This is a genomic window from Mycolicibacterium sediminis (genome assembly GCF_010731735.1).
GTDB lineage: Bacteria > Actinomycetota > Actinomycetes > Mycobacteriales > Mycobacteriaceae > Mycobacterium > Mycobacterium sediminis.
Genome location: NZ_AP022588.1, coordinates 2,597,835 through 2,613,449 on the forward strand (window position 1 = coordinate 2,597,835; position 15,615 = coordinate 2,613,449).

Genomic DNA, 15,615 nt, shown 5'->3' on the forward strand with positions numbered 1-15,615 from the left:
AGCATGAGCAACAGGTGGAGTGACGTCTCGAAGGCGCCGACGCTGCCGTCGGGCGGCGCGCCGGCGTCCGGGCTGACCGCGGCGGACCTGTTCCGACCGCAGGTGGCGCCGTCGACGACGCTGGACGAGAAGTTGCGCCGCGCCTACTTCTGGCTGGTGAACAAGGCGGTCATCTCGCCGTTCTACGACGTCGAATTCGGTTCGGACACAGCGGTTTCGTACCCGCTGGGCGACGCCGGTGCGCAGCTGACGCTGCCCAGGGAGCCGGCGTACTCGTCCAACGTCCTCGTCCCGCTGCTCGCGTTCGCCGTCGGCGGACGGTGTCTCCTGATCGGCGGCCCGGGCCGGGGCAAGACCACGCTCGCGGTGCTGATGGGGGTGCTGGCCGGTGCCGAGCCCGCCGACGTCAGACGTCACGTGCAGCAGGGCCAACCGCAGCTGACGGTGAGCGACCTGGTGGGCATCCCCCTGCCGCGCGACCTCGTGGCGGCGGGCAGCCTGGCCGAGATCACGATCGCGTGGAAGAGCTGGCTGGGTGGTCGCGTCAAGATCGTCGACGAGTACAACCGCATCCCGACCAAGACGCAGTCGGCCCTGCTGACGATGGTGGCCGAGGGTTACGTCGAGAGCCACGACCAGATGCACACGACGGCGCCGGAGCACGGCGTGCAGAGCTGGTACTTCACGGCCAACGACGACGGCGGCGGCGGCACCTTCCCGGTGATCCAGGCGCTCAAGGACCGGATGGACGTCACCGTCCAGGCATTCGGCTTCAACAGCCGTTTCCTGGACGAGCTGGTGGCGCGCGTCGAGGCGGGCGACCGACCGGAGGACAACGTTCCGGCCGAACTCGTGTTCTCGACGGCCGAGCAGGTGTCGATGGTCGACGCGATACGCGCAGTGCCGGTCCCCGCCGCGGTGCGTCGGCGGCTGGAGTTCTTCGTCGGCCAGTTCGAGTTCGTGCAGCACGGCGGGCGGCGGTTCGAGTACCGCACCAAGGACGTCGTGGCCACCTCCGGCCTCGACGTCGGCCAGGTCATCGACGCCAACTCCGGTGCCGACCTCCAGGTGGATCTGGGCGCGCAGACCCTGAACGGGGTCTCGGTCCGGACACTGCAGACACTGGTCCTCTACGCCAAGGCGCTGGCGTGGTTCCGCGGCAACGACGTCGTGACGCTCGAGGACGTGCGGGCCATGGTGCCGTTCGCGCTGCGCGGCAAGCTGCTGCCCAACCTCACGCATCCTCGTTTCGACACCGGTGCAGACGCGGAGCTGACGTCCGATCAGGCCAGCTGGCTCATCGACCTGTTCGATGCCGCGGGTCGGCAGTTCGTCGCGCTGGGGATCGACCAGGACGACCCCGTGGGCCGGCTGCTCGCCGAATTCAACGGCGGGCTGGACGGTTTGGGGGTGCTCGACGTGTCCCGTCGGATCACGACCATCGAGGCTCGGATCGCGACGATCTCGGCGGTCGGCAAGATCTACGGCCGCGACTTCGACGACCTCGTGGCGTTGAAGTACCTGTACCAGCGTTACTCGAACTACCTGCACTGGCTCGAGGGCGGTCGACGGTGATCGCACGCGCACACCACTCGGTGAACGAGGGCGACGTGCGCTCCGAGCCGGAACTGCCCAGCGTGCCGGACCTGGATCTGGCGTCGTCGGTCGACAACGTGGCGCACTTCGGCGGCGATCCGCGCCGGTACGCCCTGGCCGTGGCGGCTGCGCTGCGCGCGGCGCCCGACCTGGCCCGGTCGAGGGACGCGATGTTCGCGGTGACGTCGGTGGCAGCGTGGCGCGCGGGGGTACTGGGGATCCGCGCCGACGCGTTGGCTCGCCTTCCGCAGCTCTCGCCGGACGCGGGCGGCGCCATGCTCGGCCTGCCGCCGGACGCGTTGTGGGCGTTCGGTTCCGGCCAGGCCTTCGACCGGTTCTACTGGCCGCTGCGGGCGGTCGACTCCTGGCAGCCGTTTGCCCGGCTCGGCGGGTTCACCGGTCTGGGCGGCGTGTGGACGTTCCCGCCGACCGCGCCGGTGGCGGAGGGTCCCGGCCGCTGGACGGTGGCGGTCGGGCCGGTGCGTTGGCGGATCGAGGCCGATCTGTTCGGTCACGCGCTCGACCCCGTCGGTCCGGTGGTGCCCGACCCGCCGTCTGCGAGCGAGCGGTACACCGCGCAGGTGGTCGTCCGTCCGACGTCGTTCCTCGCCGACGTCGTGCCATGGCGGCCGACGTGACGGGCCGTCCGCCCGACGATGCCGAACGGCTGGAATGGGTTCGCGCCCTTGACCTCTGGGGTGTTCAGGTGCACGTCCCCGAGATGGTGCGGGACGCGCGCATGGGGGCCTTCGCCTGGTTCTCCTTTCCGCCGTCGGTGCACGTCGACCTCGACGAACTCGCCCGTCAGGGCGCCCAGGGCCACCTGTTCAGCGTCTTCGCGCACGAGATCGGCCACCACGTGTTGTCGCCGAGCACCCGCGTCGGGTCGTTCACGCTGCTGCACCAGATGGCCCGGGCGATCACGGCGAGCGATCCGCGTCGATCATTACCGGTGGCGTCGACGGCCGCGCTGCTGTCCAACCTGTGGTCGGACATGCTGATCAACGAACGCGTGGCGCGGATGCAACGCCGCGTCGATCCCGTCGGCGAACCGGACATGATCGCGATGTGGCGGACGCTGACCAGGGATCGCGAGGGTGCGCGCGCGTCCGGTTCGGCGTGGTGGGTGATCCTGCGGGCCTACGAGATGTTGTGGTCGCTGCCCTCGGGGTCGTTGTGCGCCAGAGAAGTCCCCGAGGGACCGGCCGCCGCGGTCGAGGCCGCAAGGCGGCGCCAGGACGTCGATCCCGACGCCATCGACGTGTCCTCGGTCAGGGAGCGGGATCGGGACAAGGCACGCGCTCACCACGCCGCGGCGCTACGCGTACGCGCGGTCGAGGACGAGTTGATCCTGGGTCAGGCCGTTCGGCCCGACGTCGACGCCGGTCTCCTGGCCGACGCGGTGCGCACCTTCGGTGCGGATCCGGTGAGCGGAGCGTTGAGCTTCGGGATGATCCTGGCGCCGTACCTCGTCATCGAGGCCATCGTGTCGGGCGCGACGTCGGGGACGCCGCCCGGCGGGCTCGCGGGCGGGGGGTGCATCGAGGAACCGGGCGAGGTGCCCACCGCGGCTGAACTGGCCGAGGTGCTCGGGGATCCGCGGCTGTCGGAGCCGCCGGTCCACCCGGCGATGGAGTCGGTCGATGCCGAAGATGACTCGGGCGCACAGTCGTACGGCGTGGCGGAGACGCTCGCCCTGTTCTCCGGCGCAGATCCGCTCGCGGTCCTGCTCGCCTGGTACGAATCCGAGGCGCGGCGGTGGATCCGACCGCTGACCCAGCGGGGCCGGCCGCCCGCCGCGAACGCCATCCCCGGGCCGCTGGCGGTCTGGGAACTCGGCGACGACCTGACCGATCTGGACTGGTCCGCCTCTCTCGCAGCGAGTCCCACCGTCGTCCCGGGGGTGACGACGCGCCGCCGGACCGAGTTGCCCGACGAGCCGGCCGAGACGCGCGACTGGGTGGCGCTGGACCTCTACGTCGATTCCTCGGGCTCGATGGTCCGCCCGAGCAGGGGATCGCCGGCCGTGCTCGCCGGGACGATCCTGACGTTGTCGGTCCTCAAGGGGGGCGGCCGGGTACGGGTGACGTCGTGGTCGGGTCCCGGGCAGGTGGCGGGCGGCAGCGTGTTCACCCGCGACCGCCTCGAGGTCATGCGGCAGCTGACGACGTTCTTCGGCGGTGGGACGACGTTCCCGCTGGATCTGCTCGCCGCGAGATACCCGCCCGAGGACCGTGGCCGCAGCGGCGAACGCCGGCACCTCGTGGTGCTCTCCGACGACGGCCTCTCGTCGTTCTTCGGCACGGGCCAGGAGGCCTACGCGGGCGTGGCGGCGCGAGTCCGGCGGGTCGTGGACACGGCGACCCTGCTGGTCGAGGATCGGTCCCGTTCCATGGCGCTACCGGCGGCCGAGGCCGGTTACGACGTGGGTTACCTCGACGACATGGCGAGCGCTCCCAGGGTCTGCGCCGACCTCGCGGCACGGATCGCGGGTCATCATGGCTGACGGCCTCGGCGATCGGCCCGATCCCGCTGCGGTGCTGGCCAATTGGCTGGCCGAGAACCTCGACGAGGAGGCCGTCTGGACGGGCCTTCGGGAGGGGCCGTCGGTGGACGAGGTCGCGGCACGGCTGAGTACGACACCGCAGTCCTTCCTGGTCGACACGGTGAACGTCGTCGCCCTCGCAGGCGACGTGTTCGATGGAGCGCGGGTCGTCGAGGCGGCGGAACGGATCAGACGACGGGGTACGCCGCAGTCCGTTCTCGGTGCTGCCGTGGGCCTGTGGTTGTTCGCGAGCCAGGAACTCGTCGGGCCGTTCAGCGTGCCGCTTCGGGACGACCACGCCGCGGACGCCGTGCTGGCGCTCGCGTTCCGCGTGGCGTCGCTGGTCGAGCCGCGCCGGTGGCTCACCGACGCCGAGCGCCGCGACGAGGCGGTCCGCACGTTCCTGCTGTGGAACGGACTGCTGCCACGCGGCGAGGACTCCGCGCAGGCACGATCGATCCACGAGATGCGCGACTCGGTGCGGCGAGAAAGCGCCCTCGCCCAGGCGGTGGCCGACCACGCACACCGCATGGAGGTCCAACGTCGTCTCGCCGACGCCAAGGCCGAGGAGGCGGCGGCCCGGTACAACCATGAGTGACGACCCGTTGGAGCTGCCCGACTACGTGCCCGGCGCGCGGATGGCGCTCACCGACGAGCAACGATGGCCGGGTCTGTCCGAGTCCGGGCGGTCGCGTCTCTTCGACTTCGAGCGCCATCGGTCGGCTCCCCCCTGGCGACACCGGACCGGCCACCGTCTCGATCGGGCTCAGCAGGAAGCGGCCACCCGTCAACTGCCGCTCGACGATTGGTTACCGCGGCACCTCGAGCTGGCCGCGTCGCTATGCGCGTATCGGCGCTGGCCTCGTCCGCTGCGCACGCTGGCCGACTTCCCGCTGATCAGCCGGGAGGACCTGGTCGACGACATCGCGGCCTTCGTCCCGTCCGGGGTCGACCTGGACAGGATGCTGCACGGGACGAGTTCGGGCAGTACCGGTGCGGCGCTGGTGATGCCGGACGACCCCGATGAGTTGGCGCGCGGCTTCCACTGGTTGCGGGGCCTCGTCGGTGAGCACTGGTCTCCCAGTCCCGCGCGGCTGGCGTTGGCCCAGGTGGTGTTTCAGCGCCAGGCGTTCACGTACGCGTCCGTCGTTCCCGCCTTCGGGGAGGCGCTGATGGCGCGGCTCAACCTTCATCCCGACTCATGGCCGGGACGAGCCGAACAGCGCGACGAGTTTTTGCGCTACGCCGACCCGCAGGTCATCAGCGGGTCGCCGACCTCGTTGGAGGTGCTGCTGGAGCCTGCGCTGGTGGGCGCGCTGCGTCCCCTCGGGCTGATCTCCGGTGCGACCTCGCTGACGGCGTCGCTGCGACACGCCCTCGAAACCGCTTACGGGTGCGCGGTTCTCGACGTCTACGGGCTGCACGAGACCCGGCCGATCGCCGTCAGCGCCGACGGCGGACCGTTCGAGGTCGCGCAACGTCGGGTGCACGTCGAGGTGCTGGACGACGACGGCTCACCCACGCCCGCCGGCGAGAGCGGCGAGGTCGTGGTGACCAGTGGCGAGAACGCCTATCTGCCACTGGTTCGCTACCGCACCGGCGACCGTGCTCGCCTGGTCACGCACCGGGGACGTCCGGCGCTCGCCGACCTCGAAGGCCGTGCGCCGACCACATTCGTGGCCGCGTCCGGTGCGACGGTGCCATGCGTGGACCTCACCCAGCAGTTGCAGGCGGCGGGTGCCCGCGGGTGGACCGTCACGCAGCGCGAGGACGGGCAGACGTCGGCGGTGATCGCGTCGGGTGACCGCGCGCGGGTGGCCGAATGCCTCGAACTCCTGCTCGGCCGTCCCGTCGAGGTCATTCGCGTGGCATCGCTCGCCGACCTCGGGCCGGGCAAGCCGCGCCGCTACCAGTCGTCGGCCGGGAACGCCTAGTCGTTCGTCGGCGCGCGCCGCAGCCGAACGGTCCTCCACCGGTCAGACGTCGACTACGTCCCTGTCTCGCAACCAATCCGGGCACGCACTGTTCTGCACCGGGCTGCCAAGGTAACCGATGCGCCGGCGGCCGCGACCCCGGGAACGGCTAGTTGTTCGTCGGTGGTGGTTGGAAGGGTGTGTACCACCACCATTGGGCGCGTTCGCCGAGTGGTCCGCGGCAGGGCGGCACGTCCGGCGGTGCAGTGGTGGGTGGTCGGGCCAGTGATGCGCCGGTGAGTTCGCGGCCGTCGGCGTCGGTGACGACGAGGTGGTCGGCGGGTCCGGTGATGGTGATGGCGCCGCGGTGGTGGTGGCGGTGGTGGAACGGGCACAGCAGGACCAGGTTCGATGGTTCGGTGGGCCCGCCGTCTTCCCAGTGGACGATGTGGTGGGCGTGCAGGCCGCGGGTGGCGCCGCAGCCGGGGACCACGCAACCTCGGTCGCGGTGTTCGAGGACGCGGCGTAGCCGGCGGTCGACGGTGCGGGTGGTGCGGCCGGATCCGATGACGCGGCCGTGGCGTTGGAACCAGACTTCGCAGGTGGCGTCGCAGGTGAGGTAGCGGCGTTCGTCGTCGGCCAGCAGTGGGCCCAGGTGCAGTGCGGCGACGGGTTTGTCGGCGTCGACGTGGACGACGACGGTGGTGCGTTGTCCGTGGGGTCGGCGGGCCACCTCGGTGTCCCAGCCCGCGTCGACCAGGCTGGTGAACGCGTCGACGCCGTCGGGGAAGGTCTCGTCGTCGCCGTGCTGGTCGGCCTTCCAGTCCGCGATGAGCGCGTCGAGGTGGGATTGGTGGGCGGCTTCGAATTTCGCGGCGTCGAGGCGGGGGAGTCGGATCTTCCAGGTGGCGTAGTCCTCGCCGGGTCCGACGGTCTTGGTGATGAAGCTGGTGGGTTGCGGCGACGGGGTGGGGTCGGGTCGCGGTTCGAGTTTGACCGCTTTGCGCAACTGGTTGACGGTGGCCACTTCGGCGAGGTCGGCGTAGTGGTCGTCGGAGCCGTTGGCGGCGCGTTCGGCGATGACGCCGACCTGGTCGAGGGACAGTCGGCCTTCCCGGAGGCCGTCGGTGCAGCGGGGGAAGTCGTCGGCGCGTTGGGCGACGGCGACGACGGTCTCGGCGTTGCGGGCGGAGATGCCGGTCTTCCAGGCGACCAGGGCGGCGATGGAGCGGCAGCCGGTGGATCCCCAGAGTCCGTCGCGGTCGATTTCGGCGATGATGTCGACGAGTCGGCCGTCGATGGCGTTGCGCTGTCCGGTCAGTTCGGCGATCTCCTCGAAGAATGCGTCGAGTCGGTCCACGGGGCGTCGCTCATCGGCCAAAGTGGCTGCGGCGGTGGACATGACACCATTATCGCACCGGGGTCCGACAAGCCCGATCCGCTACCAGGTCTGCTCGGCCGACCGCACCAGGATCTCGTTGACGGCGACGCGGCGGTCCCGGGTGACCATGAAGACCACGGCCTCGGCGACGTCGGACGGCAGCAGCGGGACCATGCCCTCCGTGCGCCGAGCCGTGGCTTCGCGGTCGGCGTCGGGCAGGTGGTCGGTGATCTCGGTCTGCACGGTGCCGGGTTCCACCAGGCCGACGCGGACCCGCGCGCCGAGGACTTCCTGGCGCAACGACTCGGAGAACGCGCCGATCCCGAACTTCGTCAACGAGTAGACCGCGGTGCCCGGTCTGGCGACGCGGCCTCCCGTCGAGCTGATGTTGACGACGTCGGCGACCCGGCGAGGTGACTCCCCTGCGGCGGAGATCAGGTGCGGTAGGGCGGCGCGCGTGACGTACAGCAGTCCGTTGACGTTGATCGACAGCATGTGCTCCCAGTCGGAGGGGTCGGCCTCGGCGGCCGGGCCGATGCGCATCACCCCGGCGTTGTTCACCACGACGTCTAACCGGCCCAGCCGCTGGACCGTGAATTCCACTGCGGCGAGGGCCTGTTCGCGGTCGGACACGTCGGCCTCGATGGTGACGGCACGCCCGCCCGCGGTCGTGATCCTCGCCTCGAGGTCGGACAGTCGGTCCCGCCGCCGAGCGACCAGGGCGACCGTCGCACCCTCGTCGGCCAGGGCGAGCGCGGTCGCCTCGCCGATCCCGCTGCTGGCGCCGGTCACGAGCGACACCGTGTCGCGTAGTCGTCCGGTCACGACACCATGATGCCCCGTCAGCGCACGGCGCGCTCCAGGGCGTCCAACGACTGCCCCAGGAACGACTCGGGAAACGGTGGCAGCCTGCCGATCTCGTCGCGCAGAGACTGTGGAGTCCCGCTCCAGTCGTAGGTGATCGTGACGTCGGTGCCCGCGGCGCTGGGCACCAGGTCGTAACGCCAGACCCACCCTCCCGGGTCGTGGTCGCCGGCATCGGTGAGCTGGCCCGGCAGCCAGGCGATGGTGCGGTCCGGTACGAATTCGGTGACCACGTTGTGCATCACGTAGTGGCCGCCGGCCTTGTCCATGAACATGTTGACGGCGAACATCTGACCGGTCTCGGTGAGCGGTGCGGTGTCGACCGCGTCGAGCACCCAGTCGTTGGGCTCGGTGTCCCGGTGGCGCTTCGGATCGGCCAGCAGGGCGAAGATCGTCGCCGGTGGGGCGGCGATGGTCCTGGTGACGGCCCAGCGTTCGTCGGTGCTCACGCGCTCGATCCGTTCCGGCCCGCGGCCCCGTATGCCCGTGCGACGTCGGGGGAGTCGAGCCACTTCGAGTAGGTCGGCGACTGCGGCCACCCCTGCGGCGAGTCCTGCCACTCCTCCTGGCGCCCCCACGGCAGCAGGTCGATCAGGGCGAAGGTGTGGCTGAGCTGTTCGGTGCCGCGGCCGTTGGTGTGCCACGTCCGGTACACGTCATCGCCGTCGCGCAGGAACACGTTGACGGCGAAGCCCTCGCCCGGACCGGCGCCGACGTCGGCGCCGAACGAACTCTCCGACGACGAGTACCACTGCATGCGGTTGCCGACCCTGTCGCGGTATGCCAGCGCCTCCTCGATGGGTCCGTTCGTCAGGATCACGAACCGGGCATCGTAGGAGTCCAGGAACTCCAATCTGGTGAACTGCGAGGTGAATCCGGTGCACCCGCCGCACTGCCATTCCGCACCGTCGGACCACATGTGGTTGTAGACGATCAGCTGGCTGCGCCCCTCGAACACCTCGGCCAGCGTGACCGGCCCGTCCTCGCCGATCAGCGTGTACTCGGGCATCCGAACCATCGGCAGCCGTCTGCGTTCGGCGGCGATGGCGTCGAGTTCACGGGTGGCCGCCTTCTCACGGCGGCGCAGGTCGTCGAGCGCGGACTGCCACGTCGCCTGGTCGACCACCGGCGGCTTGGCGGTCATGGTTTCCTCGGTCACGGATGCCTCCTCGAGAGTCACGGGTGCTGCTCGACGTGTTGACCACGCGCCGGCCGGAAACTCATCGCGGCGGGTCGACGGGGACGCCGTTCCAGTCGAGCAGCGTCCACCCGTCGTGCGGGTTGCCGCGGACGATCACTCGCCCGGTGTTCGGCAGCGATTGCGTCTCGGCGAGTTCCAGTGGCGGGTCGACCGTGTTCATCAGGGTCCAGATCGCGATGGCCGCGCCGTGGGAGAAGGCGACGGGATTCTGCTCGCCGCTGCGGTAGACGGTGTCCACGGCCTCGTCGAAGCGGGCGTCGAACTCGTTGCCGTCGATCGAACCCGGGATGCGTGCGGATCGGTCGCCGGTCAGCCACGCGCGGAGCGGCCCCAGGTAGCCCTCGCCGGCATCCTTCTCGGGCCGGCCCTCGAGATCGCCCGCCTCGATCTCGCGCAGCCCCGGCAGGACGACGACGTCGCGATGGATGTCGTCGGCGAACGGCTGGGCCGTCTGCTGCGTGCGGATCATTGTGGAGGCGTAGACGCCGTCGTGCGGCGTCGTGGCCAGCTCGGCGGCGACGTCCTCGGCCTGCACCTCGCCCTTCGGCGTAAGCGACGGACCGGGCACCGACGTGTCGATGAGGCCGCTGGCGTTGCCCGCGGACTCCGCATGCCGCACGAAGGTGATGGTGACGTCGCGGTCGGCCCACGCCGGCGCGCTCGTCACGCCCGCAGTCAGGACCAGGGCAGCCAACGCGGCGACCACGCGGTTGGGGGACGACACCCGAACCAGTCTGGTGCATGGGTGGGGACATGTGAAGCCCTCCCCGTTTCGGGGAGGGCCTCGGGCGAATCGTTCGCGACTTCAGATGCATCGCAACCACTTTCGCCTGCGGTGCATCTCGTGACTCGAGCCTATCCGCCGCGGGTCGGGGTGTCGACGTACTCATCGGGAACGCATATGTTCACTCCATGGGCAAGGTCGTCGTGACGAACTGGGTCACGCTGGACGGGGTGATGCAGGCGCCGGGGCGGCCCGACGAGGACACCCGCGACGGCTTCGGCGCAGGCGGCTGGGCCACGCCCTTCGCCGACCCGGTGGTCGGCGCGACGATGGGCGAGCGCATGTCGGCCGACTTCGCGTGGCTGTTCGGACGGCGCACCTACGAGGACCTGCTCGCGTCCTGGAACGACCAGGGTGGGCCGTTCCAGGACGCGCTCAACGGCACCCGCAAGTACGTCGCCTCGGCCGACGCCGGCACCGATCTGCGCTGGCCGAACTCGGAGTTGCTGCACGGCGACGTGCCCGCCGAGGTCGCCGCCCTGAAGCGGCGCTCGGAGGCCAACCTGGTGATCATGGGCAGTGGCGTGCTGATCGCCTCGCTGGCGGCGGCGAACCTGATCGACGAGTACGTGCTGATGATCGCGCCGATCGTGGTGGGCCGGGGTCGGCGCCTGTTCGACGAGGGCGCACGCGCCTCGCTGACCCTGCTCGACTGCACGTCGACGAGCACCGGTGTCGTGATCGCGACGTACTCGACCTAGCCGTCGAACGGATGTTCGACTAGATTCGAGGGGTGGGCTGGAACGACGGGCCGTCGACGTGGACGGAGATGAACCGCGTCCTCACCAGCAAGCCCAGGCGCGCCGGCCTGCCGATGGCCGAGCCGACGGGTGACGGTGGCGACAGTCCGGCCTGGTCACGCAAGCGCGGCGCCTACGAGCCGGTGGGGGAGAAGCGGCAGAACTCGTCGGTGCGGTACGCCGAATTGCACACCCACTCCGCGTACAGCTTCCTCGACGGCGCGAGCACGCCCGAGGAGCTGGTGGAGGAGGCTGCCCGGCTGGACCTGCGAGCGATCGCACTGACCGATCACGACGGGCTGTACGGCGTCGTCCGGTTCGCCGAGGCGGCCAAGGAGCTCGACGTGTCGACGGTGTTCGGCGCCGAGTTGTCGCTGGGCAACGTGCCCCGCACCGAGGATCCCGACCCGCCCGGGCCACACCTGCTGGTCCTGGCCCGCGGGCCCGAGGGGTACCGCAGGCTGTCCCGGGAGATCGCGAAAGCCCACCTGGCCGGCGGCGAGAAGGGCAAGCCGCGCTACGACTACGACACCCTGTCCGAGGCCGCGGGTGGCCACTGGCACGTCCTCACCGGATGCCGCAAGGGACACGTGCGGCAGGCCCTCGCGACGGGTGGGCCGGACGCCGCCGATGCGGCGCTCGCCGATCTGGTGGACAGGTTCGGCGCGGATCGCGTCAGCGTCGAACTCAACCGGCACGGCCACCCGCTCGACGACGAACAGAACGCCGTCCTGGCGGGGCTCGCGCCGCGCTTCGGGGTGAACGTCGTCGCCACCACCGCCGCGCACTTCGCCGAGCCGTCGCGCGGCAGGCTGGCCATGGCGATGGGAGCCATCCGGGCGCGCAACTCGATGGACGAGGCGGCCGGCTGGCTGGCACCGCTGGGTGGCGCGCACCTGCGGTCGGGTGAGGAGATGGCCCGACTGTTCTCGCACTGCCCCGACATCGTCTCCGCTGCAGCCGATCTCGGTGAGCAATGTTCCTTCGCGTTGACGTTGATCGCACCCCAGCTGCCGCCCTTCGCCGTGCCCGAGGGACACACCGAGGACAGCTGGCTGCGGCAGCGCACCATGACGGGCGCCGAGCGGCGGTACGGGCCTCGGGAGCGGGCGCCCCAGGCGTACGCGCAGATCGAGCACGAGCTGAAGGTCATCGCCCGGTTGAACTTCCCGGGTTACTTCCTGGTGGTCGACGACATCACGCGGTTCTGTCGGGAGAGCGGCATCCTCTGTCAGGGTCGGGGGTCGGCGGCCAACTCGGCGGTCTGCTACGCCCTCGGCGTCACGAACGTCGACCCGGTGGCCAACGGCCTGCTCTTCGAACGGTTCCTGTCGCCGGCGCGCGACGGGCCACCGGACATCGACATCGACATCGAGTCGGATCTGCGGGAGCAGGCCATCCAGTACGTCTACGACCGCTACGGCCGTGACTACGCCGCGCAGGTGGCCAACGTCATCACCTATCGCGGCCGCAGCGCGGTCCGCGACATGGCCCGCGCGCTCGGCTACTCCCAGGGGCAGCAGGACGCGTGGAGCAAGCACATCAGCCGGTGGAACGGGCTGCCCGATTCGCCCGACGTCGAGGACATCCCCGAGTCGGTGATCGATCTGGCGCTGCAGGTGAAGAACCTGCCCCGGCACATGGGCATCCACTCCGGCGGCATGGTGATCTGCGATCGCCCCATCGCCGACGTGTGCCCGGTCGAATGGGCGCGGATGGCGAACCGCAGCGTCCTGCAGTGGGACAAGGATGACTGTGCCGCAATCGGTTTGGTGAAGTTCGACATGCTCGGACTCGGCATGCTCTCGGCGCTGCACTACTGCATCGACCTGGTCGCCGAGCACAAGGGCATCGAGGTCGACCTGTCGCAGCTGGACCTGTCCGAACCGGCCGTCTACGAGATGCTGCAGCGCGCCGACTCGGTCGGGGTGTTCCAGGTCGAGTCGCGCGCGCAGATGGCGACCCTGCCCAGGCTGAAGCCACGGCTGTTCTACGACCTGGTGGTCGAGGTCGCGCTGATCCGGCCGGGACCCATCCAGGGCGGGTCGGTGCATCCGTACATCAAGCGGCGCAACGGCGAGGAGGAGGTCACCTACGACCACCCGTCGATGGAACCCGCGCTGCACAAGACGCTGGGGGTGCCGCTGTTCCAGGAGCAGCTGATGCAGCTGGCCGTCGATTGCGCAGGGTTCTCCGGCGCCGAGGCCGATCAGCTGCGCAGGGCGATGGGCTCCAAGCGGTCGACCGAGAAGATGCGCAGGCTGCGCGACCGGTTCTACGACGGCATGCGCACCAAGCACGGCATCACCGGTCCGGTGGCCGACCGGATCTACGAGAAGCTGGAGGCGTTCGCGAACTTCGGTTTCCCCGAGAGCCATTCGCTGAGCTTCGCGTCGCTGGTGTTCTACTCGTCGTGGTTCAAGCTGCACCATCCGGCCGTGTTCTGCGCCGCCCTGCTGCGGGCGCAACCGATGGGTTTCTACTCGCCGCAGTCGCTGGTGGCCGACGCCCGGCGGCACGGCGTCGTGGTGCGCGGGCCCGACGTCAACGCCAGCCTCGCGCACCCGACGCTGGAGAACGCCGGGCTGGACGTGCGGATGGGGCTGGGCAGCGTCCGTCACATCGGCACCGAGCTGGCCCAGCAGATCGTCGACGACCGAAATGCCAATGGGCCGTTCACGTCTCTGGTCGACCTGACCGGACGGGTCCAGCTGTCCGTGCCCCAGACCGAGGCGCTGGCCACCGGGGGCGCGCTGGGATGCTTCGGCATCGATCGCCGCGAGGCGCTGTGGGCGGCGGGGGCGGCGGCCAGTCAGCGCGCGGACCGGTTGCCCGGCGTCGGATCGTCGTCGCACGTGCCGTCGCTGCCCGGCATGACACATCTGGAGCTGACGGCGGCCGACGTGTGGGCCACCGGCGTCTCGCCCGACAGCCACCCCGTCCAGTTCCTGCGCGAACGGCTGGAGGAGATGGGCGTCGTCCCCGCCGACCGGCTGCTGTCGGTGCCCGACGGCACCCGGGTGCTGGTCGCGGGCGCCGTGACGCATCGGCAGCGCCCGGCCACCGCGCAGGGCGTGACGTTCCTGAACCTCGAGGACGAGACCGGCATGGTCAACGTGGTGTGCTCGCGGGGGGTGTGGGCGCGGCAACGCCGACTCGCGCAGACGGCCTCGGCACTGATCATCCGCGGCATCGTGCAGAACGCGACGGGCGCGGTCACCGTGGTGGCCGACCAGTTGCGTCCCGTCGACCTGCGGGTGATGTCGAGGTCCCGCGACTTCCAGTAGGTCCGATTCGCCGACTGTGGGCCTCGTGCACGCGGTTTCATCCAATTGCGTACACAGCACCCACACTCGGCGGCTGATCAGCGTCCCAGCGCGCGAATGTAGTCTCCGAGAATGACTTCCTCGCAGCCGCTGGACCTCACCGTCGACGAACTCCTGACCACCACCCGGTCGGTGCGCAAGCGTCTCGACCTGGAGCGTCCGGTCCCGCGCGAGATCATCACCGAGTGCCTCGAACTGGCACTTCAGGCGCCGACGGGCTCCAACACCCAGGGCTGGCAGTTCGTGTTCGTCGACGACCCGGAGAAGAAGAAGGCGATCGCCGACATCTACCGCACCAACGCCACGCCGTACCTCGACGCCGAGAAGCCCACGTACGGCGACAGCCGCGACGAGCGCACGCCGCTGGTCATCGACTCCGCCAAGTACCTCAACGACCACCTGCACGAGGTGCCGGCCATGATGATCCCCTGCCTCGAGGGTCGCCCGGACGGCGCGTCCGCCAGCCAGAGCGCCGGATACTGGGGTTCGCTCCTGCCCGCGGCGTGGAGCTTCATGCTGGCGCTGCGCTCACGCGGCCTCGGCTCGGCGTGGACCACGCTGCACCTGGTCGGCGACGGCGAGAAGCAGGCCGCCGAGATCCTCGGGATCCCCTTCGACAAGTACGCCCAGGGTGGGCTGTTCCCGATCGCCTACACCAAGGGCACCGACTTCAAGAAGGCCAAGCGCCTGCCCGCCGAGCAGCTCAGCCACTGGAACACCTGGTAGTCACACCGCGCCGGTGAAGCCCTGCTGTCGCCACGCCTCGTAGGCCGCGACGGCCGCGGCGTTCGACAGGTTCAGCGACCGCCTGCCGTCGAGCATGGGGATGCGGACCCGCTCGGTGACGTGCGGGTCGGCCAGCGTCTCCGGGAGGAGTCCCGTGGGCTCGGGCCCGAACATCAGGACGTCGCCGGGTTCGTACCGGACCGAGGCGAACGACGTCGTGGCATGCGCCGTGAACGCGAACACCCGCGCGGGCATCAGTCGCGCCCACGCGGCGTCGAGGTCGGCGTGCACGGTCACCGACGCGAGGTCGTGGTAATCGAGTCCGGCCCGGCGCAGCTTCGGCTCCGAGAGGTCGAAGCCGAGCGGCTCGACCAGATGCAGCTCGCATCCGGTTGCGGCCACCATGCGGATGGCGTTGCCGGTATTCGGCGCGATGCGCGGCGACACGAACAGCACGTTGAACATCGGACGATGATGCACGGACCCGTGTGTCCGCTCTGCACACGAACTGGCAACGGGCCGGTCACGAACTCTGCCGC

14 protein-coding genes are annotated in these 15,615 nt (G+C 70.2%); 8 read left to right on the plus strand and 6 right to left on the minus strand.

Annotated elements, in window-relative coordinates; all coding sequences use genetic code 11:
* Positions 1-3 precede the first annotated feature (3 nt).
* Genes G6N64_RS12470 through G6N64_RS12490 form a run of 5 tightly spaced genes read left to right on the plus strand, consistent with a single transcriptional unit; the run spans position 4 to position 6,075 of the window.
* Positions 4-1,575, plus strand: coding sequence for an AAA family ATPase (locus tag G6N64_RS12470; protein WP_163797333.1), 1,572 nt, complete (start codon positions 4-6; stop codon positions 1,573-1,575).
* Positions 1,572-2,234 carry a potassium transporter Kef gene (locus G6N64_RS12475; protein ID WP_163797335.1) on the plus strand — a complete coding sequence of 221 codons (663 nt, stop codon included), beginning with the start codon at positions 1,572-1,574 and terminating at the stop codon, positions 2,232-2,234. Before G6N64_RS12470 ends, G6N64_RS12475 begins: the two co-directional genes overlap by 4 nt.
* Positions 2,219-4,102 carry a VWA domain-containing protein gene (locus tag G6N64_RS12480; protein ID WP_163797337.1) on the plus strand — a complete coding sequence of 628 codons (1,884 nt, stop codon included), beginning with the start codon at positions 2,219-2,221 and terminating at the stop codon, positions 4,100-4,102. Before G6N64_RS12475 ends, G6N64_RS12480 begins: the two co-directional genes overlap by 16 nt.
* The gene (locus G6N64_RS12485; protein ID WP_163797339.1) at positions 4,095-4,739 is read left to right on the plus strand and encodes a phosphohydrolase; all 645 of its coding nucleotides are present in this window, start codon (positions 4,095-4,097) and stop codon (positions 4,737-4,739) included. The genes G6N64_RS12480 and G6N64_RS12485 overlap by 8 nt, the downstream gene beginning before the upstream one ends.
* A complete protein-coding gene (locus G6N64_RS12490; protein ID WP_163797341.1) occupies positions 4,732-6,075 on the plus strand; it encodes an AMP-binding protein in 1,344 nt (447 codons plus the stop codon). The genes G6N64_RS12485 and G6N64_RS12490 overlap by 8 nt, the downstream gene beginning before the upstream one ends.
* A 148-nt stretch (positions 6,076-6,223) precedes the next feature.
* Here G6N64_RS12490 and G6N64_RS12495 read toward each other — a convergent pair whose 3' ends face one another.
* The 5 genes from G6N64_RS12495 to G6N64_RS12515 form a co-directional block, all read right to left on the minus strand.
* A complete protein-coding gene (locus G6N64_RS12495) occupies positions 6,224-7,456 on the minus strand; it encodes an HNH endonuclease signature motif containing protein (protein WP_163797343.1) in 1,233 nt (410 codons plus the stop codon).
* A 39-nt stretch (positions 7,457-7,495) separates the two neighbouring features.
* Entirely contained in the window at positions 7,496-8,260 is a 765-nt protein-coding gene (locus G6N64_RS12500; protein WP_163797345.1) for an SDR family NAD(P)-dependent oxidoreductase, read from the minus strand.
* A gap of 17 nt (positions 8,261-8,277) precedes the next feature.
* A complete protein-coding gene (locus G6N64_RS12505) occupies positions 8,278-8,748 on the minus strand; it encodes an SRPBCC family protein (RefSeq protein WP_163797347.1) in 471 nt (156 codons plus the stop codon).
* Positions 8,745-9,443: a DUF899 domain-containing protein gene (locus G6N64_RS12510; RefSeq protein ID WP_163801688.1), complete on the minus strand. Its 699-nt coding sequence runs from the start codon at positions 9,441-9,443 to the stop codon at positions 8,745-8,747. The genes G6N64_RS12505 and G6N64_RS12510 overlap by 4 nt, the downstream gene beginning before the upstream one ends.
* A gap of 76 nt (positions 9,444-9,519) precedes the next feature.
* Positions 9,520-10,224 carry a histidine phosphatase family protein gene (locus tag G6N64_RS12515; protein ID WP_163797349.1) on the minus strand — a complete coding sequence of 235 codons (705 nt, stop codon included), beginning with the start codon at positions 10,222-10,224 and terminating at the stop codon, positions 9,520-9,522.
* Between the two features lie 188 nt (positions 10,225-10,412).
* On the opposite strand from G6N64_RS12515, the gene G6N64_RS12520 reads away from it, so the two are divergent.
* From G6N64_RS12520 to G6N64_RS12530, 3 genes are all read left to right on the plus strand, one after another.
* The gene (locus G6N64_RS12520) at positions 10,413-10,985 is read left to right on the plus strand and encodes a dihydrofolate reductase family protein (protein ID WP_163797351.1); all 573 of its coding nucleotides are present in this window, start codon (positions 10,413-10,415) and stop codon (positions 10,983-10,985) included.
* 32 nt (positions 10,986-11,017) lie between these two features.
* Positions 11,018-14,311, plus strand: a complete 3,294-nt coding sequence (locus G6N64_RS12525) for an error-prone DNA polymerase (protein ID WP_163797353.1) — start codon at positions 11,018-11,020, stop codon at positions 14,309-14,311.
* A 111-nt stretch (positions 14,312-14,422) separates the two neighbouring features.
* Positions 14,423-15,076, plus strand: coding sequence for a nitroreductase family protein (locus G6N64_RS12530; RefSeq protein WP_163797355.1), 654 nt, complete (start codon positions 14,423-14,425; stop codon positions 15,074-15,076).
* Here G6N64_RS12530 and G6N64_RS12535 read toward each other — a convergent pair whose 3' ends face one another.
* A complete protein-coding gene (locus tag G6N64_RS12535) occupies positions 15,077-15,541 on the minus strand; it encodes a tRNA (cytidine(34)-2'-O)-methyltransferase (RefSeq protein ID WP_163797357.1) in 465 nt (154 codons plus the stop codon). It lies immediately after the preceding gene.
* Between the last annotated feature and the right edge of the window lie 74 nt (positions 15,542-15,615).

Coding starts and splice junctions, on each gene's coding strand:
- G6N64_RS12470 (WP_163797333.1), top strand. CDS start 4: ATGAGCAACAGGTGGAGTGACGTCTCGAAGGCGCCGACGCTGCCGTCG.
- G6N64_RS12480 (WP_163797337.1), top strand. CDS start 2,219: ATGGCGGCCGACGTGACGGGCCGTCCGCCCGACGATGCCGAACGGCTG.
- G6N64_RS12485 (WP_163797339.1), top strand. CDS start 4,095: ATGGCTGACGGCCTCGGCGATCGGCCCGATCCCGCTGCGGTGCTGGCC.
- G6N64_RS12490 (WP_163797341.1), top strand. CDS start 4,732: ATGAGTGACGACCCGTTGGAGCTGCCCGACTACGTGCCCGGCGCGCGG.
- G6N64_RS12495 (WP_163797343.1), bottom strand. CDS start 7,456: ATGTCCACCGCCGCAGCCACTTTGGCCGATGAGCGACGCCCCGTGGAC.
- G6N64_RS12510 (WP_163801688.1), bottom strand. CDS start 9,443: ATGACCGCCAAGCCGCCGGTGGTCGACCAGGCGACGTGGCAGTCCGCG.
- G6N64_RS12520 (WP_163797351.1), top strand. CDS start 10,413: ATGGGCAAGGTCGTCGTGACGAACTGGGTCACGCTGGACGGGGTGATG.
- G6N64_RS12530 (WP_163797355.1), top strand. CDS start 14,423: ATGACTTCCTCGCAGCCGCTGGACCTCACCGTCGACGAACTCCTGACC.
- G6N64_RS12535 (WP_163797357.1), bottom strand. CDS start 15,541: ATGTTCAACGTGCTGTTCGTGTCGCCGCGCATCGCGCCGAATACCGGC.